Below are 19,129 nucleotides of genomic sequence, written 5' to 3' on the forward strand. Positions count from 1 at the left end.
ATTTAATTACCCTGTATCGGCCGGGAAGGAAGGGAGTTTAGCGCTGGATCACGCTTCGCTGACGATGACCTGCTCGCGCAGTTCCCGCGGCATGGAGAAAGTGATGGTCTCGGGGCGGCCGTCGAGCTCCTCGGGGGCGGCGGCGCCGAGCGACTCAAGCTTGGCGATGACGCCCTTGACCAGCACCTCCGGGGCGCTGGCGCCGGCGGTGATGCCGATGCGCTGGATACCTTCGAGCCAGCCGGCTTCGATCTGCTCGGCGTCGTCGATGAGGTAGGCCGGCGTGCCCATGCGCTCGGAGAGCTCGCGCAGCCGATTGGAGTTGGAGCTGTTGACGCTACCCACGACCAGCACCATGTCCGAGGTGTCGGCGAGCTCCCGCACTGCGTCCTGGCGGTTCTGGGTGGCGTAGCAGATATCGTCCTTGCGCGGCCCCTGGATCTCGGGGAAGTGCTCGCGCAACGCATCGATCACCTTGGCGGTGTCGTCCATGGAGAGCGTGGTCTGGGTGACGAAGGCGAGTTTGGACGGATCGCGCACCTCGAGATTGGCGGCGTCTTCCTCGTCCTCGACGAGATAGATGGCACCGCCGTGGCGCGTGTCGTAGCGCCCCATGGTGCCCTCGACCTCGGGGTGTCCGGCGTGGCCGATCAGGATGCACTCCTGGCCGCGCTTGGCGTAGCGCAGGACTTCCATGTGGACCTTGGTCACCAGCGGGCAGGTGGCATCGAAGATCTTCAGCCCGCGCCGCTCGGCCTCCTCTTCCACCGCCTGGGAGACGCCGTGCGCGGAGAAGATCACCAGGACATCGTCCGGCACTTCGTCGAGCTCTTCGACGAAGATGGCGCCACGCTCGCGCAGGCTGTCGACGACGAAACGGTTGTGGACAACTTCATGGCGCACGTAGACCGGCGGCCCGAAGACATCGAGCGCGCGGTTGACGATGTCGATGGCACGATCGACGCCGGCGCAGAAACCGCGCGGGTTGGCCAGCTTGATTTGCAGAGGGGCGGACATAGGAACCTCGCGCTTGGCGCTGCTCAGTGTGTGGTTGCCGGGCGCACGTCGATGACCTCGACTTCGAAGGTCAGGGTACGCCCCGCCAGCGGATGATTGAAGTCCACATCGACGTAGCGCTCGTCGACGCTTGCGATCACGCCGGGCAGCTCGCCGCCGGCGGGGTCGGCGAACGACATCATCGTGCCGGGCTCGACCGTCTCTTCGAAGCTGTCCCGCGGCAGGCGCTGCACGTTCTGCGGATTGTGCTGACCGAAGGCGTGCTCCGGCGAAATCGCATAGCTGCCCTGCTCGCCGGCGGTGAGCCCCTTCATTGGCGCCTCGAAGCCCGGCGGCAGGTTGCCGTCGCCGACCTGGAACGTCGCCGGCGCCTTGCCCCGAGTGGAGTCGACGATCTCGCCGTCCTCCAGCTTGACGGTGAAGTGGAGCGTCACCTCCATGCCGTCGCCGACGCGATACGTCTCGTTCGTCTCGTCAGTGTTCATGACTGCTCCTCCTGCGCCGCGTGTCGCTTGTCGCGTCGCGACTCGAATAGTGACTGCAGAATCAGGCCGATGGCGCCCAGCGTGATGGCGGTGTCGGCCAGATTGAAGGCGGGGAAATAGTAGCCGCCCCAGTGAAACGATAGATAGTCGACCACGTAGCCGTGCGCGAGGCGATCGTAGAGATTGCCGATCGCCCCGCCGATCACCAGCGCCAGCGACACGGCGGTGAGCGTCTCGCCGCGCTTGAGCCGGGTTAGCCACACCGTCAGGCCGATGCTGGCACCGATGGCGACGATGGCGAAGAACCAGCGCTGCCAGCCGGCGTGCTCGGCGAGAAAGCTGAACGCCGCGCCGGTGTTGTGCAAGAGCGTCAGGTTGAAGACCGGCAGCACTTCCAGCGGTCGACCGTACTCCAGGTTGGCGCTCGCCAGCGCCTTCACGCCGAGATCGAGCACGATCACCGCCAGCGAGAGCAGCAGCCAGCGCAGCGGCCGGTGCATCGGTGCCGCGCCGCGAGCGGCGGTATCGACGTTGGCGTCAGGCAAAGCGGCGTACCTCGCCCGGGCCGTCCGGCAGGTTGGCGATGGAGCGCGCGGAGAGCGTCGGATGCTCGGCATCGGCCCCCACGTCCGGCCGCCGCTCCCAGCTGCGCTCGTCCTTCTCGTACGGGCTCAGCCGCACGGCGACCTTGAGGCCATCGAGCTCGGTCTGCTTGGCGTCGGTGCCTTCGACGAGCGGCGCGAGACGGGCCTCGGAGGTGATCAGCACGAAACGCAGCTCGTCCTCGAAGCGCGACAGCAGCGCGTGGAACTCGTCGTTGACGTAGAGGGTCACTTCGCTGTCCAGCGCGCCCTTGATGACGCCCTCGTTGCGCGCGGCCTCGAGCGCTGAGTTGACCGCGTGTTTCACGTCGATCACCGCGTCCCAGAACTCGCGGTTCATCTCGGCATCCGCCGGTAGGGTCGAAAGCCCCTCGTAGTAGGTCTCGAGCAGCACGCTCTCGCCGCGTTCGCCGGGGACGTTCTCGAAGATCTCCTCGGCGGTGAACGAGAGGATCGGCGCGATCCAGCGGGAGAGCGCCTCGACGATGTGGTAGAGCGCCGTCTGGCAGCTGCGCCGCGCCAGCGAGTCCGCCTGCGTGGTGTACTGACGATCCTTGATGATATCGAGATAGAACCCGCCCATGTCGCGGGCGCAGAAGTCGTGCACCTGCTGGTAGACATCGCGGAAGCGGTAGTCGGCGTAGGCCTGCTCGATGCGCGACTGCAGCACCGCGGCGCGATCCACCGCCCAGCGGTCCAGCGCCAGCATGTCGTCGAAGGCGACGCTGTGGCTCGCCGGGTCGAAGCCGGTAAGGTTGCCGAGCAAGAAGCGCGAGGTGTTGCGGATACGCCGGTAGACGTCGGCGGTGCGCTTGAGGATCTCGTCCGACACCGCCATCTCGCCGGAGTAGTCGGTGGAAGCGACCCAGAGGCGCAGGATGTCGGCACCGAGCTTGTCCATCACCTGCTGCGGCGCGACCACGTTGCCGAGCGACTTGGACATCTTGCGGCCCTTCTCGTCGACGGTGAAACCGTGCGTCAGCAGCGCCTTGTAGGGCGGATGGCCGTCGATGGCGCTGCCGGTGAGCAGCGACGAGTGGAACCAGCCGCGGTGCTGATCCGAGCCCTCGAGGTAGAGATCCGCGCGGGGGCCGATGTCGTGGCCGAGCGAGTGCGAGCCGCGCAGCACGTGCCAGTGGGTGGTGCCGGAGTCGAACCAGACGTCGAGCGTGTCGGACACCTTCTCGTAGTCGGCGGCCTCGTCGCCCAGCAGCTCGCTCGCCTCGAGATCGAACCAGGCGTCGATGCCGCGCTGCTCGACGCGCTCGGCGACGGCTTCCATCAGCTCGGTGGTACGCGGATGCAGCTCGCCGCTCGCCCGATGCAGGAAGAACGGAATCGGTACGCCCCAGTTGCGCTGACGCGAGATGCACCAGTCCGGGCGGTTGGCGATCATCGAGTGCAGCCGCGCCTTGCCCCAGGCGGGGATGAAGTCGGTCGCCTCGATACCGGCAAGCGCCGTTTCACGCAGCGTGCGCCCGTCCTCACCCTCACGATCCATGCCCACGAACCACTGCGCGGTGGCGCGATAGATGACCGGCGACTTGTGCCGCCAGCAGTGCATGTAGCTGTGGTGGATCCGCTCATGGCCGAGCAGCGCATTCGCCTCACCGAGGGCGGTGACGATCTGCGGGTTGGCCTTCCAGATCATCTGCCCGCCGAAGAGCGCCAGATCATCGGCGTAGACGCCGTTGCTCTGCACCGGGTTGAGGATCTCGTCGAAGCTCATGCCGTAGGCGCGGCAGGTGACGAAGTCGTCCTCGCCGTAGGCCGGCGCCGAGTGGACGATGCCGGTGCCCGCGCCGAGCTCGACGTAGTCGGCGAGATAGACCGGCGAGCGCCGATCGAAACCGGCGTCGCTCGCGGCGAGCGGATGACGAAACGCCAGCCGCTCGAGAGCGGTGCCCGGGGCGGTGGCGACGACGGTCCCGCTCAGCTCGAAGCGCTCGAGGCAGCTCTCGACCAGCTCTTCGGCGAGCAGCAGCAGGCGCTCGCCGGTATCGACCAGCGCGTAGGTGAACTCCGGGTGGACGTTGAGCGCCTGGTTGGCGGGAATCGTCCAGGGTGTGGTGGTCCAGATCACCGCGGCGGCGGGTTTGGCCAGCGTCTCGAGACCGAAGGCTGCGGCGAGTCCGGCATCGTCCGCACTGGGAAAGGCGACGTCGATGGCATCGGACTGCTTGTCCTGATACTCGACCTCGGCTTCCGCCAGCGCCGAACCGCAGTCGAAACACCAGTTGACCGGCTTCAACCCCTTGAAGACGAAGCCGCCCTTGACCATTGCCGCCAGCGCACGGATTTCGCCGGCTTCGTTGGCGAAGTTCATGGTCAGATAGGGGTGGTCCCAGTCGCCCTGGACGCCGAGCCGCACGAAGCCTCCCTTCTGCACCTCGACCTGGGCGCCGGCGTACTCGCGGCAGAGCGCCCGCGCTTCGCCCGCCGGCAGGTGCTTGCCGTGGGTCGTCTCGACCTTGTGCTCGATCGGCAGGCCGTGACAGTCCCAGCCCGGTACGTAGGGCGCATCGAAGCCGGCGAGATTCTTGGACTTGACGATGAAGTCCTTGAGCAACTTGTTGACCGCATGGCCGATGTGAATGCTGCCGTTGGCATAGGGCGGGCCATCGTGGAGCACGAACCGCTCGCGCCCAGCGCGGGTCTCGCGCAGCTTGGCGTAGAGGTTCATGTCGTTCCACTGCGCGATTCGCCCCGGCTCCCGCGCGGGCAGATTGCCGCGCATGGGAAAGTCGGTCGAAGGCAGATTCAGCGTGTGCTTGTAGTCGCTCATGATGTTGTCGATTCGCTCAAGGCTATTTTGATCGGTCCGCTCAGGGCTGTGTTCGTCGGTTCGCTCGAGACCGCGGTCATTCGCTCGGCGCCGAACCCGGATAAGCAATGTCATGGGGGAGCGGCGCCGAGGCGAGCGGGAAGCGCGCCATCGGGAAGCTCGCTAGCCGCGGCTTCTGCGCGGCGGCTTCGTTCGGCTCTGCCGTCGGATCGCTCGCCGAGGCATCGGCCGCCGCGAAGTAGCGCCGGGCGTCGTCGAGGTCGCGATGAATCTGCTCGACGAGGGCGTCGAAGGCGTCGAACTTCACCTCGCCGCGCAGCCGCGCGCAGGGCACCACCGTCAGCGACTCGCCGTAGAGCTCGGCGCGGCGGTCGAGCAGATGCACCTCCAGCAGCGCCCGCTCGGCACCCACGGTGGGGCGCCAGCCGATGTTGGCCACGCTCGCCACCCATTCGCCATTGGGCAGGCGGGTGGCGCAGGCGAAGACGCCGCGCATCGCCAGCGGCCAGCGCGGCAGCGGCACGTTCGCCGTCGGCACGCCAATGGTGCGGCCGAGCTGCTGGTCGCGCACCACCCGGCCGCGATAGGCGTAGGGTCGGCCCAGCATGCGGGCCGCCTGATGGAAGTTGCCGCTCGCCAGCAGCGTGCGCACCCGCGTACTGGAGACGCGTTCGTCGTCCAGCAAGAACGTGCGGGTATGCTCCACGGCAAAGCCACGCTCGCGCCCCACCGCCTGCAGCAGTGCGAAGTCGCCGGCGCGGTCGCAGCCAAAGCGGAAGTCGTCGCCGACGACCAGATGACGCACTCGCAGCCCGTCGATCAGCACGCGCTGGACGAACTCATTGGCGGTGAGACTGCGCAGGGCATCGTTGAACGGCAGGCAGAGCACGCGATCGGCGCCGAAGGCATCGAGCAGCTCGACCTTGTCACGCAGCCGGGTCAGCCGGGGCGGTGCCTGCTCGCCGGCGAAGAACTCTCGCGGCTGCGGCTCGAAGATGACCACCGTCAGCGGCAGGTCGGCCGCGCGAGAAAGCGCCTTGAGCTGCTCGAGAATCGCCTGATGCCCGAGGTGGACGCCGTCGAAATTGCCGATGGTCGCCACGCAGCCGCCGTGTTCCGGCGTCGTACCGTTCAGGTTGTGCAGGCCTCGGATCAGTTCCATACCGACTCGCCGTTTGTCAGGGTCCACAGTATAACCAAGGCACTCTTCCCTATCAGCCGCCGAAGTCAGTCGATCCCCGCGGCATCAGCCGCGCAGCCTGAAGTGTCGCAGACGCACGCCGCTCACCGCGAGCCAGACGAAGTAGAGCGCCGCGCCGCCGACGACCAGCGCCAGCAGCACACCGACGCGCATCAAGGCCCCCCACGCGAGCCACTGATGCCACTCGGGGCAGAGCCACCAGAGCCCGGCCCCCATCAGCGCACAGCCGCCGAGCACCTGGATCGCGTAGCGCCCCCAGCCCGGCTGGAACTGCAGCACGCCCTCACGACGCAGCCCGGCCGCCAGCAGGCCGGCGTTGAGAAACGCCGACAGCGCCGTCGCCAGCGCCAGCCCGGCGTGCGCCAGCGGCACGATCAGTGCCAGGTTCATCACCATGTTGGCAACCATGGCGATGATGCCGATCTTCACCGGGGTCTTGGTGTCCTGACGGGCGAAAAAGCCCGGTGCCAGCACCTTGATCAGCATGAACGCCAGCAGGCCGAGCGCGTAGGCGCGCAGACTGCGTGCCGCCATCACCACGTCGTGGTCGGTCATCGCACCGTAGTGGAACAGGCTCACCAGCAGCGGCTCGGCGAGCAGCATCAGCGCCAGCGCCGCCGGTAGCCCGATCAGCAGCACCATGCGCAGCGCCCAGTCGAGCATTTTCCCGAAGTGCTCGCGGGACTGCTCGGCGTGGCGCTTGGAGAGCGCCGGCAGAATCACGGTGGCAATGGCGATGCCGAAGACCCCGAGCGGCAGCTCCACCAGCCGATCCGAGTAGTAGAGCCAGGAGACGCTGCCCGAGACCAGAAAGGAGGCGAGCACAGTATCCAGCAGCAGATTGATCTGCGACACCGACACCCCGAAGAGCGCCGGCGTCATCAAGCGCAGGATTCGCCGCACGCCCGGGTGCCTGAAGTTGGGCCAGGGGCGCGGGGCGAGCCCGAGCCGCACCAGAAACGGCAGCTGAAATACCAGCTGCGCCGCGCCGGCGATCAGCACGCCCCAGGCGAGCCCCAGCGCCGGGTCGCTCATCTGTGGCGTGAGCCAGAGCGCCGCGCCGATCAGGCTGATGTTGAGCAGCACTGGCGTGAACGCTGGAATCGCGAAGCGCTCCCAGGTGTTAAGAACGCTGCCGGCGAAGGCGGTCAGCGAGATCAGCAATAGATAGGGAAAGGTGAGCCGGAGCATCTCGGCGGTCAGTGCAAGCTTTCCGGGGTCAGACTGAAACCCCGGCGCGAAGAGCCACACCAGCCACGGCGCGGCGGCAATCGCGGCGGCAGTGATCAGCGCCAGCACCACCGCAAGACTGCCGGAGACGGCGTCGAGCAGCTCACGCACCTCGGCGCGGGTGCGGTTCGTGGCGTATTCCGAGAGCACCGGCACGAAGGCCTGATTGAACGCGCCCTCGGCGAAGAGCCGACGCATGAAGTTGGGAATCTTGAAGGCCACGAAGAACGCATCCGCGCCGCTGCCCGCGCCGAGCAGCGCGGCGATCACCACGTCCCGCGCCAGCCCCAGCACCCGGGAAAACAGCGTCATCGTGCTGACCACCATGCCGGAGCGCAGCAGGCCACCGCGGCTCACCGGTGTGGCGGAGCCACCGGTGGCCGCTTCGGCCACCGCCTCGGACTCTTTCTGAGGGACATCGTTGCTCATGATCTCTCTTCGCTCGCCTGCCTCGCCCGTCTCTCTACGCCTCTCGTGCCATCAGCATTTCGCGCTTTCCGCCACGTTTCGCAACGCGGACGGCATCGGTGCCAATCGCGGCCACTCGTCCCGCGGAAGCGACCGGCCGGGCGCCTCGCGCTTCGTTGCACGGGGCGATTCGAGAAAGACGGATACAAAAAAACCGGCCGAAGCCGGTTTTCTCATCGAACGCGTCCGGCTCAGGCAGCCAGCGCCTTGATGCGCTTGTTCAGACGGCTCTTGATGCGGGCCGCTTTGCGCTTGGAGAGCGCGTCCTTGTCGGCGATGCGGTCGATGACCGGCTGCGCGGCCTTGAACTCGCTATTGGCCTGAGCCTGATCGCCGGACTGGATCGCCTTGATCACGCGCTTGATGTAAGTGCGGACCATGGAACGCTGACTTGCGTTGTGAACGCGACGCTCTTCCGCCTGACGTGCGCGCTTACGCGCCTGCTTGGTATTCGCCACCGTCGACTCCTTGGAGATGTTGACAGTCAATTCTGTAAGTTAAACCACCCGACCGCTCATGATGGCTGCCGGGCGCTCTGAATGATGAGGCCGAATCTTCCGATCGCACCCGAAAACGCAACGAATTCAGGTCACGACGACCGTTGCCTGCGGGACAGATCACCCCGGGCAGAACAGTCTTTCACGGGCCGTGTCTGAGAGGATGCGGGATTCTATCACAGCCGTTCGCGCCAAAACCAGTAGCGCCGGCCCCAACGGCCTGGCTCAGAGCACCACCAGGTTGTCGCGATGGATCAGCTCCGGGGCTTCGACGTAACCGAGAATGTCGGTGATGCGATGGCTCGGCTGGCCGACGAGGCGTTCGGCGTCGCGGCTGTCGTAATTGACCAGCCCCTTGGCGACACGCGTGCCCTGCTCGTCGACGCAGAGCACCATGTCGCCGCGCTTGAATTCGCCCTGAACGCCGCGCACGCCGACCGGCAGCAGACTCGACCCCTGCGAGCGCAGCACTTCGACGGCGCCGGCATCGAGCGTGAGCGTGCCGCGCACCTGAAGCTGCCCGGCGAGCCAGCGCTTGCGCGCCGCCATCGGCGCGTGGTCGGGGTGCAGCAGCGTGCCTAACGTTTCGCCATCGATCAGCCGCGTCAGCACGTCCGCCTGGCGCCCGCTGGCGATGGTCGTGGACGCCCCGGAGCGGGCCGCCAGCCGCGCCGCCCGCAGCTTGGTCGCCATGCCGCCGCGGCCGAGCGAACCGCCGCCGCCCGCCACGGCATCGAGCGTCGGGTCATCGGCGCGAGCCTGCGCGATCAAGCGAGCCTCGGGGTTGGTTCGCGGGTCGGCGTCGAAGAGTCCTTCCTGATCGGTGAGGATCAGCAGCGCATCCGCTTCGAGCAGGTTGGCGACCAGCGCGCCGAGGGTGTCGTTGTCGCCGAAGCGGATCTCGTCGGTGACGACGGTGTCATTTTCATTGATCACCGGCACCACGCCCAGCGAGACCAGCGTGCGTAGCGCCGAACGCGCGTTGAGATAGCGCTTGCGGTTGGAGAGATCGTCGTGGGTCAGCAGCACCTGGGCGCTACGCAGTTCATGACGGGCAAAGTGAGTCTCGTAGCACTGGGAGAGCCCGCTCTGCCCCACGGCGGCGGCGGCCTGAAGCTCGTGCACCGCGCTCGGCCGCGTCTGCCAACCTAGCCTGACCATGCCTTCGGCGATCGAGCCCGATGACACGAGCACGACTTCGATACCGCGCTGACGCAGTACCGCCATCTGATCCACCCAAGACCCGATCGCCGCCTCGTCGAGCCCGCGTCCGTCGTTGGTCAGCAGCGCACTGCCGATCTTGACCACGACGCGCTTCGCCCGCGTCAGCCCCTCTCTCTCCCACGCCGCTTCCACCGTCATGACGCCCTCTTCGCTCGACCGCCCGCTTCGTTCAACCGCCCGCTTCGCTCAACCGCTCGCTTCGCTCGATCGACTCGCACCACCGCTCATGCCGTTCACGGCTAGCGGGTGTACTCGACCTCCACGTCGTGATCGTCGTCGTCATCGTCGACATCGTCCTCGGTCGCTTCGCCGCGTTTGATCCGCAGCCGCGCCTGATGGGCCTCGACGCGAGCGACGGACTCCGCCTCCATCCGTTCGCGCATCTCGCGCTCGTACTCGGCGACCGCCTCGTCGTCGTGCTCGAGCTGGCGCCGCTCGGTCAGCCAGCGATGGGCCGACTGGCTCAGCGTATCGGTACCGTCACCGGAAATTGCCGAAATGCGGAAGACCGGGCCCTGCCAGTCGAGTCGCTCGAGAATGTCGGCCACCCGCGCTTCCCGCTCGGCTTCGGGGATCAGGTCGAGCTTGTTGATCACCAGCCAGCGCGGCAGCTCGGCGAGCGTCTCCGAGAACCCTTCGAGCTCGCCGGCGATGGATTCGACCGCCGCGACCGGGTCGGAGTCGTCGAAGGGCGCGGCGTCGACCACGTGAAGCAGCAGCCGTGTACGCGTCAGGTGCTTGAGAAAACGAAGCCCCAGGCCGGCGCCGTCGGAGGCACCTTCGATCAGCCCCGGCACGTCGGCCATCACGAAGTGCTCATGGGTGCCCAGCTTCACCACTCCAAGGTTCGGCACCAGCGTGGTGAAGGGGTAGTTGGCGACCTTGGGCTTGGCCGCGGAGACGGCGCGAATCAGCGTCGATTTACCGGCATTGGGCATCCCCAGCAGGCCGACGTCGGCCATCACCTTCATCTCCAGTCGCAGTCGGCGACGCTCGCCGTCGGTACCGGTCGTGGTACGACGCGGCGCGCGGTTGGTGGAGGACTTGAAGTGAATGTTGCCGAGCCCGCGACGGCCGCCCTGAGCCACCAGCACGACCTGCCCTTCCGCGGTGACGTCGGCGATCACCTCGAGAGTGTCCTCGTCGATGACGGTGGTGCCTACCGGCACCTTGACGTGAAGATCCTCGCCCATCCGGCCGCTCATCTGGCGGCCCTGACCGGGCTGGCCGTTCGGCGCCTTGTAGAAGCGCTGGAACTTGAAGTCGATCAGCGTGTTCAGCGACTCGTCGCCGATCAGATAGACGCTGCCCCCGTGGCCGCCGTCGCCGCCATCCGGGCCACCCCGTGGCACGAACTTCTCGCGCCGGAAGCTCAGGCAGCCATTGCCGCCCCGGCCGGCTTCGACGGTAATCGATGTTTCATCGACGAACTGCATGTCACTCTCCCGGCGGCGGCTGGCCGCTCGTGTCAGACCTGGCGATAAGTCGCGCTGGCGCGAGTCTCGAGGCGACCGCTGCACTCGGCTCGGCCACGGGGCGATCGCCACGCGTTACGATCGACCTTCTGGATACGAAAAAGCCCCGCCTGAGCGGGGCTTTTTCAAGCACTGTTCGTAAGGTCTCAGGCGGAGACTACGCTCACGAACTTGCGGTTCTTCGGACCTTTCTGCTCGAACTTGATGACGCCGTCATTCAGTGCGAACAGGGTGTGGTCCTTGCCGATGCCAACGCCAGCGCCGGCGTGGAACTTGGTGCCACGCTGACGCACGATGATGTTGCCAGCGATCGCCTTCTGTCCACCGAACAGCTTGACACCTAGGCGTTTGGACTCGGAATCGCGACCATTACGAGTACTACCGGCGGCCTTCTTGTGAGCCATGGTGAAACCCTCTCTGTCTGGGGAATGTTCCGCTTACGCGGAGATTCCGGTGATCTTGACTTCAGTGAACCACTGACGGTGGCCCTGACGCTTCATGGAGTGCTTGCGGCGACGGAACTTGATGATGTGAACCTTTTCGCCACGGCCGTGAGATACGATCTCAGCGGACACTTTCGCACCGTCCAGCAGCGGCGCGCCGAGCTTGACGTCGTCGCCGTCGGCAACCATCAGAACCTGGTCGAATTCCAGGGTCTCGCCGGTTGCGATCTCGAGCTTCTCGAGCTTGAGAGTCTGGCCTTCCTGAACGCGGTACTGCTTACCGCCACTCTTGATTACAGCGTACATAACCGTCTCCGGGAGCTCATCGGGGTTGGTGCTCTTCGTCGACCTGCGGCGAGTGGTGCCCCTTTTGGCAACCATCTGACAGGGAGCGTGACGAGCTGGGTCGCGGATTATAGCGATAGATACAGGACAAGACAAGCCGTGCCCGGGCGCGGCTTGACGCACTTTCGGGCGCCACCTAGCATAGCTTTTTCGGACCGCCCCGCGCGCTTTCGGATCGATTCGCGCCTTTGATGTCCTTGATATCGGGTGCCCTTGGTATCGGGTGCCCTTGATATCCTCAGTGCTCCTAGCGGCCCCGGCCGGTGTCGAGCCGCCCACCCGATTCTGTGACAAGCCGACCATGCAATCCAACGCTGCATCTCTTCATGCATCGGTGGCTGAAGACTTCGCCGCCGTCAATCGCACGATCCTCGATCAACTGGCGTCGCGAATCCCTCTGGTCGAAACCATCGGACAGTACATCATCGAGAGCGGCGGCAAGCGTCTGCGACCGCTGCTGGTGCTGCTGGCGGCCCGGGCGCTCGGCTATCCCGACGAGACGAACCCGTCAGGCGACAAGCATATTCGGCTCGCCACGCTGATCGAGTTCATGCATACCTCGACGCTTTTGCACGACGATGTCGTCGACGAGTCGAGTCGGCGTCGCGGCAAGGCCACCGCCAACGACACCTGGGGCAATGCGCCCTCGGTACTGGTGGGAGACTTCCTCTATTCCCGCTCGTTCCAGATGATGGTCGAGGTCGGCTCGATGCGGATCATGGAGGTGCTCTCCGGCGCCACTTGCCTCATCGCCGAGGGCGAAGTCCAGCAGCTGACCAACATCGGCAACGCGGACATCGAGGAGTCGGACTACTTCGACACCATCCAGGGCAAGACGGCGATGCTGTTCGAGGCGGCCTCGCACAGCGGCGCCATTCTGGCCGGCGCGAGCGCCGAGCAGGAGGAAGCGCTCAAGCTCTACGGTCGCTACCTCGGCATGGCGTTCCAGCTCATCGACGATCTGCTCGACTACCAGGGCGACGCCACCGCGATGGGCAAGAACGTCGGTGACGACCTCGCCGAGGGCAAGCCGACGCTGCCGCTGATCCATGCGATGCGCCACGGCACGGCGGCGCAGGCCACGCTGATTCGCCAGGCGATCGCCGCCGGCGGTCTCGACAATCTCGACGAGGTGCTGGCCGTGGTGCGCGAAACCGGTGCACTCGAGTACACCCAGCGACGCGCCGAAGAGATGGCCGAGCTCGCCCGCGCCCAGCTCGAGACCCTCGCACCGAGCGCCTACCGCGACAGCATGGAGAGCCTGACGCGGGCCGCCGTCGATCGCCGCGTCTGATGACGAAACGGTCGTGGAAATCGCACTTGCGCGTACCGATTTCATCCGTATAATGCACCCCCGTCGAGTCACTGAGACCGACGAATCGGAATATAGCTCAGCTTGGTAGAGCGCTGCCTTCGGGAGGCAGAGGTCGTAGGTTCGAATCCTGCTATTCCGACCACCGAATCGATGAAAACGCTCGTCTGGATCCGTCCAGGCGGGCGTTTTTTTTGGCCGATACCTCGTCGATCGATCCACGCATTGTCGAGCATGCCACCTCTGGCCCCCCGAAAGACCAATGGGCCGATCGTCGCTCGCACACTAAAGTTCAAGAAATAACGGGCTCGAGAGGTTGCCACCGCAACGATTGCCCCCGGTGGCACTGGATTTGGCACGCCTTGCTAACGACGGGCATCCGACGAGGCGATGGCACTATACCGAGGTCGCATTGCCCCAGGCTCGAGGCCACCCCCGACTGTAGGCCACCGCCGAGCCCGAGCCGGATACAGGGAGAAAACGCATGTCGACTTCGTCTCGTTTCACGCCCGGGGATCGTTCGTACCGCGCCAATCGGTGCCGGTTATTGCGCCCGGCGCCGCTGCTAGGGTCGCGGTCTTCCGCGCTCTGGCTTCTGAGGCTCTCGCTCTGGGGTCTCTCACTTGTGGGCCTCTCACTCTTGGGGCTGGGGCTTTCGATCGCCGCCGTGGCACAGCCGACGAGCGATACGACGTCTCCCGAGCAGCCGGCACCCTGGCCGACCGCGGACGTCGAGCAGGCTCAGCGGCAGTGTCGTGCCAACCTCACCGCCACCGGCATCGAGGGCCCTAAGGTCGACCGCTACTGTGGCTGCGTGTCGGAATCGCTCCAGGCACGTTTCACCCCCGAAGAGGTGGATCGCATGCAGCGCGAACACGATCCGAGCGATGACGACGCGCCTCGCCCACCCAAGCTCGCCACCGCGCTCAATCAGTGCTCCGCGGTGCTCGAATCCCAGTAGAAACGACGCCTGCATCCAGGGCTCTACGCCTTGCGTAGATTCTGCTCGAGTCCCGGATGCCGCGTTGCCGCCCCCGTTGCCGTTCCCGTTGCCGCACCGGCGTTCGCAGCTGACTGCCCGCCGGTCTACGCTGAGCCGGATACGCCCGACGCGCGATTGGCCGAGAAGCGCCCCCTGCCAGCAACGTCGACTCGACGACAGAAAGCGAGAGAGTCGCGGCTCGTACGGGCGCATCCGCCGGCTGCTTATGTTGGATGGTCGGGCATATCGGGGGGCAAGCGCGGGCACTTTTCCGCCGGAGCCTAGGCTAGGTACCAGACGCTTGGTACGCTTCGTGTCAGCCTCGCCAAAGCGACGGCGCGAACGAGACCCGCAAAACGCGAAGAAACCGACAAGCCAAGGATGGATCGCTCGACGCCACCGGCGCCGAAGCCGTCGATGCGTACCGCTACATGGCGCTACCAGGAAGTGATCATGACCGCTTCAATTCAAGACCCCATCGCCGCGCCGGAGGAGGAGCTTGCATCGCTCAAGCAGATGCTGCAGCGCCGTCTCGACCAGCTGATTCCCGCCGGCGGCGAGCGTGATCTCGTCAGTGCCGCGATGCGCGACGGTGCGCTGGCGCCGGGCAAGCGAATTCGTCCGCTACTGCTGATTCTCACCGCGCGCGATCTGGGCTGCGACGACGATCATCCGGGCCTTCTCGATCTCGCCTGCGCCGTCGAGATGGTGCACGCCGCCTCATTGATGCTCGACGACATTCCCTGCATGGACGACGCCCAGCTACGACGCGGGCGACCCACCGTACATCGCCAGTTCGGCGAACACGTCGCCATCCTCGCCGCGGTAGCGCTGCTGAGCAACGCCTTCGGCGTGGTCGCCGCCGCCGAGGGCGTGGCCAGCGATTCGCGCAACGATGCCGTCGCCGAACTCTCTGCCGCGGTCGGCATGCAGGGTCTGGTCCAGGGTCAGTTTCTCGATCTCAACGAGGGCGAGGCGACGCGCAACGAAGACGACATCGCCAACACCAACGAGCTGAAGACCAGCATGCTCTTCAGCGCCACCCTGCAGATCGCCGCCATCGCCGCGGAGGCCTCGCCGATGGTGCGTCAGCGTCTGCGCCACGTCGCCAAGGATCTGGGGCAGGCATTCCAGCTGCTCGACGATCTTGCCGACGGCCAGACCGGCACCGGCAAGGACATCGATCAGGATCTCGGCAAGTCCACCCTCGTGGCGACGCTCGGCGTCGAGGCGGTGCACCGCCGACTGCGTGAGCACCTGGAGAGTGCCGACGACCACTTTCAGCGCGCCTGCGGTCAGCGCGGGGCAACGCAGCGCTTCATGCACGCCTGGTTCGACCAGCAGCTGGCGAAATTCCACTAGGGAGACGATCCGCCGTCACGTCGTTCGCCGAGTGACCCGACGCGAATCCCGTTACCCGAACCTCGTCGAGGAGACGTCATGAGCGGCGACCTCTTGCAGCGCAAGAACGACCACCTGGACATCGTGCTCGACCCCAGACGAGCAGTCAGCGCCGTATCATCGGGTTTCGAGCGCTTCCGCTTTGCCCACTGCGCCCTGCCCGAGCTCGATCTGGACACCATCGATCTTTCCACCACGCTCTTCGGCCGCGAACTCGCCGCCCCGCTGCTGATCAGCTCGATGACCGGCGGCGCCGAGCGCGCCCTGACCATCAACCGCCACCTCGCCGAGGCCGCCCAGCGCCTGGGTCTTGCCATGGGCGTGGGGTCGCAGCGTATCGCCCTCGAAAGCGCCGCGAACGTGGGTCTCGACCGCACCCTTCGCGAGATCGCGCCGGACGTACCGCTGCTGGCCAACCTGGGCGCCGCCCAGATCCATGGCGAACGCGGCCTCGACTATGCCCGGCGCGCGGTGGCGATGATCGACGCCGATGCGCTGATCGTGCATCTCAATCCGCTACAGGAGGCGCTCCAGCACGGCGGCGATCGCGACTGGCGCGGCACCCTGGAGGCGATCGCCGCCGTCGTCGTGGCGCTCCCGGTACCGGTGGTGATCAAGGAGGTCGGGGCGGGGCTCTCGGTCGACGTCGCCCGCCGGCTGGCCGACGTCGGGGTCGGTATGCTCGACGTCGCCGGCGCCGGCGGCACCTCCTGGGCTGCGGTCGAGGGCGAGCGTTCGCCGGACCCGCATCGGCGTGCAGTGGCGATGGCCTTCGCCGACTGGGGCATCCCCACCGCCGCGGCCGTTCGCGACGTGCGAGAGGCGCTGCCCGAGATGCCGCTGATCGCGTCCGGCGGCATCAAGGACGGTATCGACGTGGCCAAGGCGCTGGCGCTCGGCGCCGACCTGGTCGGCCAGGCCGCGGCGACGCTCACGGGGGCGACGACGTCCAGCGACGCGGTGGTCGAACACTTCCAGGTCGTCATCGACCAGCTCCGCGTCGCCTGTTTCTGTACCGGCAGCGCCGATCTCGCCGCGCTGCGCCATGCGCCCCTGATTCCGCGGGAGGGCGGCGCTTGAGCCACTACGCCGTCGTCGCCCCCGCGCTCTACAGCCACTTTCACGCGCTGCAGGCGCTCGCGGGGGCGCTGATCGCCCGCGGCCACCGGGTCACCTTCGTGCATCAGATCGATGCGCGCACGCTCATCACGGACGCCCGCGTGGAGTTCGAGCCGGTGGGCGGCGACACCCACCCCGCCGGCGCCCTCTCTCGCACCCATCGCCTGGCCGCCAGCCCCTCGGGGCTGTCGATTCGACGACTGATCGCCGACATGGCCGCCACCACCGACATGCTCTGCCGCGCACTGCCCGCCGCACTGGCGCGGCTCGACGTCGACGGCGTCATCGCCGATCAGATGGAGGCCGCGGGCGGGCTGGTCGCCGAAGGGCTGAACCTTCCCTTCGTCTCCGTCGCCTGCGCCCTGCCGGTGGAGCGCGAACCGGGACTGCCGTTGCCGGTGATGCCGTTTCGCTATGCAACCGATGAGCGCGCGCTGAAGAGGTACGCCGCCAGCGAGACGGTCTACGACCGCCTGATGCGCCCTCACGCTCGCGTCATCGCCGCCCACGCCGAGGCGTTCGGGCTCGCGCCGCGTCACGCGCTGCACGAGTGTCTCTCGCCGCTGGCCCGCCTCAGTCAGACGCCGGCCGCGCTGGACTTTCCCCGCCGCGACTGGCCTCCCCACGCCCACGCCGTGGGTCCGCTCAGGGCCGCAGATCGCGATCGGCCGACGTCCACCGAGCCCGCGTGGCCGCTCGACCCGGCGCGGCCGCTGGTCTTCGCCTCGCTGGGTACGCTCCAGGGCCATCGCTACCGGCTGTTCGCCCGAATCGCCAAGGCCTGCCGGCGGCTGGACGTGGCGTTGGTGATCGCTCACTGCGGAGGTCTCACGCCCGAGCAGGCGACGCGTCTCGAAAGACTGGGGGCGACCTTCGTCACCGACTTCGCCGATCAGCGCGCCACCCTCGCCCAGGCCGATGCCGTGGTCACCCACGGCGGGCTCAACACCGTCATCGACGCCATCGCTGCCGACACGCCGATACTCGTCATCCCGCTGGCTTTCGATCAGCCCGGCGTGGCCGCTCGGGTGGCGTATCATGGCATCGGCGAGCGGCTATCGCGTTTCGCCAGCCACCGGCGCATCGCTCGCACGCTGGCTACGCTGCTCGACGCGCCCGCCTGTCTCGACGTGTCCAACGGCCGTCAACGCATGGCCGCTCTTCGCCATTCGCTCGAGGACGCCGGTGGTGCAGCGTACGCCGCGACGCTCGTCGAGCGTGCCATCGCTACCGGCAGGCCACAGACGAACGACACCCCGCGACCCGAGGAGGCGACCATGACCCCAGCGCGCGTACCGTCTCGCCCCGCCGCTGACAGGACGAATGTGGCAGCGGAGCCCGCGCCATGAGCCAGCGCCGGGACCTGATTCTGGTCGGCGGCGGGCTCGCCAACGGGCTGATCGCCTGGCGCCTCAAGCAGCGCCATCCCGACCTCAGCGTGGTGATGCTCGAAGCCGGCGAGCGCGCCGGCGGCAATCACACCTGGTCGTTCCACGAAAGCGATCTCGACGCCGCACAGCTCGAGCGCATCGATGCCCTAGTGGCCCACCGCTGGCCCGGCTACGACGTGCGTTTCCCGGAGCGCACGCGCACGCTGCCCGGCGGCTATCTGAGCATCACCGCCGAGCGCTTCGCCGCCGCCCTCGAGGCTGCCCTCGGTGACGACCTGCGCACGCGGACCGGCGTTGCCGAGGTCGCCCCGGATCACGTCATGCTGGCGAGCGGCGAGCGTCTCGACGCCGCGGCGGTGATCGACGGCCGCGGCTATCGACCGTCCGCGCACCTCACCGTCGGCTTTCAGGCGTTCGTCGGCCAGCAGTGGCGTCTCGACGCTCCCCACGGACTCGAGCGGCCCATCCTGATGGACGCCACCGTCGATCAGCAGGGCGGCTACCGCTTCGTCTATAGCCTGCCGCTCTCGCCGACGGAGCTTCTGATCGAGGATACCCACTACGTCGACGACGCCGGCCTCGACGCCGACCGCGCCCGTGACAACATCCGACGCTACGCCGCCGACCAGGGGTGGGAACTCGCCACGCTCGTGCGGGAAGAGCGCGGGAGCCTGCCGATCACCCTGGCGGGAAACTTCGATGCCTTCTGGGCGCCGCTTTCCGGCCAGCCGACGAGCGGGCTGCGCGCCGGCCTCTTTCACGCCACCACCGGCTACTCGCTGCCCGCGGCGCTGACGCTGGCCGATCGCATCAGCGAGCGGATGCCGCTGGCCGCTCCCGATCTCGCCGCGCTGATCCAGCGCTTCGCCGCCGACCAGTGGCGCGAGCAGGGTTTCTTTCGCATGCTCAACCGCATGCTGTTTCTCGCCGGTCGCCCCGATGAGCGCTTTCGCGTCATGCAGCGCTTCTACGGGCTCGAAACCGGGCTGATCGAACGCTTCTACGCCGGCCACCCGCGGCTTGCCGACAAGGCCCGCGTGCTCATCGGCAAGCCGCCGGTTCCGGTGGGGGAAGCGGTGCAGGCAGTGCTCAAACGCTCGCCGCGGCTCAAAGACTTTCAATGCAAGACCGACCTCCAATGACGCGCTCAAG

The 19,129-nt window shown here is 67.0% G+C and carries 17 protein-coding genes and 1 tRNA gene; 7 read left to right on the top strand and 11 right to left on the bottom strand.

From position 1 onward, the window contains the following. Positions 1 to 48 precede the first annotated feature (48 nt). The 11 genes from ispH to rplU form a co-directional block, all read right to left on the bottom strand. Positions 49 to 1,017, bottom strand: a complete 969-nt coding sequence (gene ispH / locus DOM33_RS11460; protein WP_110669126.1) for a 4-hydroxy-3-methylbut-2-enyl diphosphate reductase — start codon at positions 1,015 to 1,017, stop codon at positions 49 to 51. A 23-nt stretch (positions 1,018 to 1,040) separates the two neighbouring features. Next, positions 1,041 to 1,502, bottom strand: a complete 462-nt coding sequence (fkpB, locus tag DOM33_RS11465) for an FKBP-type peptidyl-prolyl cis-trans isomerase (RefSeq protein ID WP_110669128.1) — start codon at positions 1,500 to 1,502, stop codon at positions 1,041 to 1,043. Then, positions 1,499 to 2,002 carry a signal peptidase II gene (gene lspA, locus DOM33_RS11470; protein WP_239495352.1) on the bottom strand — a complete coding sequence of 168 codons (504 nt, stop codon included), beginning with the start codon at positions 2,000 to 2,002 and terminating at the stop codon, positions 1,499 to 1,501. Before lspA ends, fkpB begins: the two co-directional genes overlap by 4 nt. A gap of 37 nt (positions 2,003 to 2,039) precedes the next feature. Then, positions 2,040 to 4,889, bottom strand: a complete 2,850-nt coding sequence (gene ileS / locus DOM33_RS11475; RefSeq protein ID WP_110669132.1) for an isoleucine--tRNA ligase — start codon at positions 4,887 to 4,889, stop codon at positions 2,040 to 2,042. A 76-nt stretch (positions 4,890 to 4,965) separates the two neighbouring features. Next, entirely contained in the window at positions 4,966 to 6,051 is a 1,086-nt protein-coding gene (ribF, locus tag DOM33_RS11480) for a bifunctional riboflavin kinase/FAD synthetase (RefSeq protein WP_110669134.1), read from the bottom strand. Positions 6,052 to 6,135: 84 nt separating this feature from the next. Next, positions 6,136 to 7,647 (bottom strand): murein biosynthesis integral membrane protein MurJ, encoded by a 1,512-nt coding sequence (murJ, locus tag DOM33_RS11485; protein WP_239495353.1) that lies wholly within the window; start codon positions 7,645 to 7,647, stop codon positions 6,136 to 6,138. Positions 7,648 to 7,979: 332 nt separating this feature from the next. Next, the gene (gene rpsT / locus DOM33_RS11490) at positions 7,980 to 8,246 is read right to left on the bottom strand and encodes a 30S ribosomal protein S20 (RefSeq protein ID WP_110669138.1); all 267 of its coding nucleotides are present in this window, start codon (positions 8,244 to 8,246) and stop codon (positions 7,980 to 7,982) included. Positions 8,247 to 8,510: 264 nt separating this feature from the next. Then, positions 8,511 to 9,647, bottom strand: coding sequence for a glutamate 5-kinase (gene proB / locus DOM33_RS11495; RefSeq protein ID WP_110669140.1), 1,137 nt, complete (start codon positions 9,645 to 9,647; stop codon positions 8,511 to 8,513). 101 nt (positions 9,648 to 9,748) lie between these two features. Continuing rightward, on the bottom strand, positions 9,749 to 10,945 hold the full coding sequence (cgtA, locus tag DOM33_RS11500; RefSeq protein WP_110669141.1) for an Obg family GTPase CgtA: 1,197 nt from the start codon (positions 10,943 to 10,945) through the stop codon (positions 9,749 to 9,751). 185 nt (positions 10,946 to 11,130) lie between these two features. After that, positions 11,131 to 11,388, bottom strand: coding sequence for a 50S ribosomal protein L27 (rpmA, locus tag DOM33_RS11505; protein ID WP_110669143.1), 258 nt, complete (start codon positions 11,386 to 11,388; stop codon positions 11,131 to 11,133). Positions 11,389 to 11,421: 33 nt separating this feature from the next. Beyond that, positions 11,422 to 11,733, bottom strand: a complete 312-nt coding sequence (rplU, locus tag DOM33_RS11510; RefSeq protein ID WP_110669144.1) for a 50S ribosomal protein L21 — start codon at positions 11,731 to 11,733, stop codon at positions 11,422 to 11,424. Positions 11,734 to 12,073: 340 nt separating this feature from the next. Between rplU and ispB the strand changes: the two genes are divergently transcribed. The 7 genes from ispB (at position 12,074) to crtY (ending at position 19,119) form a co-directional block, all read left to right on the top strand. Next, positions 12,074 to 13,066 carry an octaprenyl diphosphate synthase gene (gene ispB / locus DOM33_RS11515; RefSeq protein ID WP_110669146.1) on the top strand — a complete coding sequence of 331 codons (993 nt, stop codon included), beginning with the start codon at positions 12,074 to 12,076 and terminating at the stop codon, positions 13,064 to 13,066. Positions 13,067 to 13,152: 86 nt separating this feature from the next. Continuing rightward, a tRNA-Pro gene (locus DOM33_RS11520) sits at positions 13,153 to 13,229 on the top strand. 522 nt (positions 13,230 to 13,751) lie between these two features. After that, on the top strand, positions 13,752 to 14,045 hold the full coding sequence (locus DOM33_RS11525) for a hypothetical protein (protein ID WP_162617963.1): 294 nt from the start codon (positions 13,752 to 13,754) through the stop codon (positions 14,043 to 14,045). Positions 14,046 to 14,519: 474 nt separating this feature from the next. Continuing rightward, positions 14,520 to 15,428, top strand: a complete 909-nt coding sequence (locus DOM33_RS11530; protein WP_110669258.1) for a polyprenyl synthetase family protein — start codon at positions 14,520 to 14,522, stop codon at positions 15,426 to 15,428. A 78-nt stretch (positions 15,429 to 15,506) separates the two neighbouring features. Then, entirely contained in the window at positions 15,507 to 16,547 is a 1,041-nt protein-coding gene (gene fni / locus DOM33_RS11535; protein ID WP_110669149.1) for a type 2 isopentenyl-diphosphate Delta-isomerase, read from the top strand. Then, on the top strand, positions 16,544 to 17,935 hold the full coding sequence (locus tag DOM33_RS11540; protein WP_110669151.1) for a glycosyltransferase: 1,392 nt from the start codon (positions 16,544 to 16,546) through the stop codon (positions 17,933 to 17,935). Before fni ends, DOM33_RS11540 begins: the two co-directional genes overlap by 4 nt. After that, positions 17,932 to 19,119 carry a lycopene beta-cyclase CrtY gene (gene crtY, locus DOM33_RS11545; protein ID WP_110669153.1) on the top strand — a complete coding sequence of 396 codons (1,188 nt, stop codon included), beginning with the start codon at positions 17,932 to 17,934 and terminating at the stop codon, positions 19,117 to 19,119. The genes DOM33_RS11540 and crtY overlap by 4 nt, the downstream gene beginning before the upstream one ends. Positions 19,120 to 19,129: the final 10 nt, after the last annotated feature.

Origin of the sequence: Salinicola halophilus (assembly GCF_003206155.1) — a bacterium.
Classification (GTDB): Bacteria; Pseudomonadota; Gammaproteobacteria; order Pseudomonadales; family Halomonadaceae; genus Salinicola; species Salinicola halophilus.

Excerpts from the sequence above, each read along its gene's own strand:
- DOM33_RS11530 (WP_110669258.1), top strand. The coding sequence starts at position 14,520 with ATGACCGCTTCAATTCAAGACCCCATCGCCGCGCCGGAGGAGGAGCTT.
- rpmA (WP_110669143.1), bottom strand. The coding sequence starts at position 11,388 with ATGGCTCACAAGAAGGCCGCCGGTAGTACTCGTAATGGTCGCGATTCC.
- ribF (WP_110669134.1), bottom strand. The coding sequence starts at position 6,051 with ATGGAACTGATCCGAGGCCTGCACAACCTGAACGGTACGACGCCGGAA.
- proB (WP_110669140.1), bottom strand. The coding sequence starts at position 9,647 with ATGACGGTGGAAGCGGCGTGGGAGAGAGAGGGGCTGACGCGGGCGAAG.
- lspA (WP_239495352.1), bottom strand. The coding sequence starts at position 2,002 with ATGCACCGGCCGCTGCGCTGGCTGCTGCTCTCGCTGGCGGTGATCGTG.
- rplU (WP_110669144.1), bottom strand. The coding sequence starts at position 11,733 with ATGTACGCTGTAATCAAGAGTGGCGGTAAGCAGTACCGCGTTCAGGAA.
- fni (WP_110669149.1), top strand. The coding sequence starts at position 15,507 with ATGAGCGGCGACCTCTTGCAGCGCAAGAACGACCACCTGGACATCGTG.
- murJ (WP_239495353.1), bottom strand. The coding sequence starts at position 7,647 with ATGGTGGTCAGCACGATGACGCTGTTTTCCCGGGTGCTGGGGCTGGCG.
- fkpB (WP_110669128.1), bottom strand. The coding sequence starts at position 1,502 with ATGAACACTGACGAGACGAACGAGACGTATCGCGTCGGCGACGGCATG.
- ispH (WP_110669126.1), bottom strand. The coding sequence starts at position 1,017 with ATGTCCGCCCCTCTGCAAATCAAGCTGGCCAACCCGCGCGGTTTCTGC.
- crtY (WP_110669153.1), top strand. The coding sequence starts at position 17,932 with ATGAGCCAGCGCCGGGACCTGATTCTGGTCGGCGGCGGGCTCGCCAAC.
- ispB (WP_110669146.1), top strand. The coding sequence starts at position 12,074 with ATGCAATCCAACGCTGCATCTCTTCATGCATCGGTGGCTGAAGACTTC.
- ileS (WP_110669132.1), bottom strand. The coding sequence starts at position 4,889 with ATGAGCGACTACAAGCACACGCTGAATCTGCCTTCGACCGACTTTCCC.
- cgtA (WP_110669141.1), bottom strand. The coding sequence starts at position 10,945 with ATGCAGTTCGTCGATGAAACATCGATTACCGTCGAAGCCGGCCGGGGC.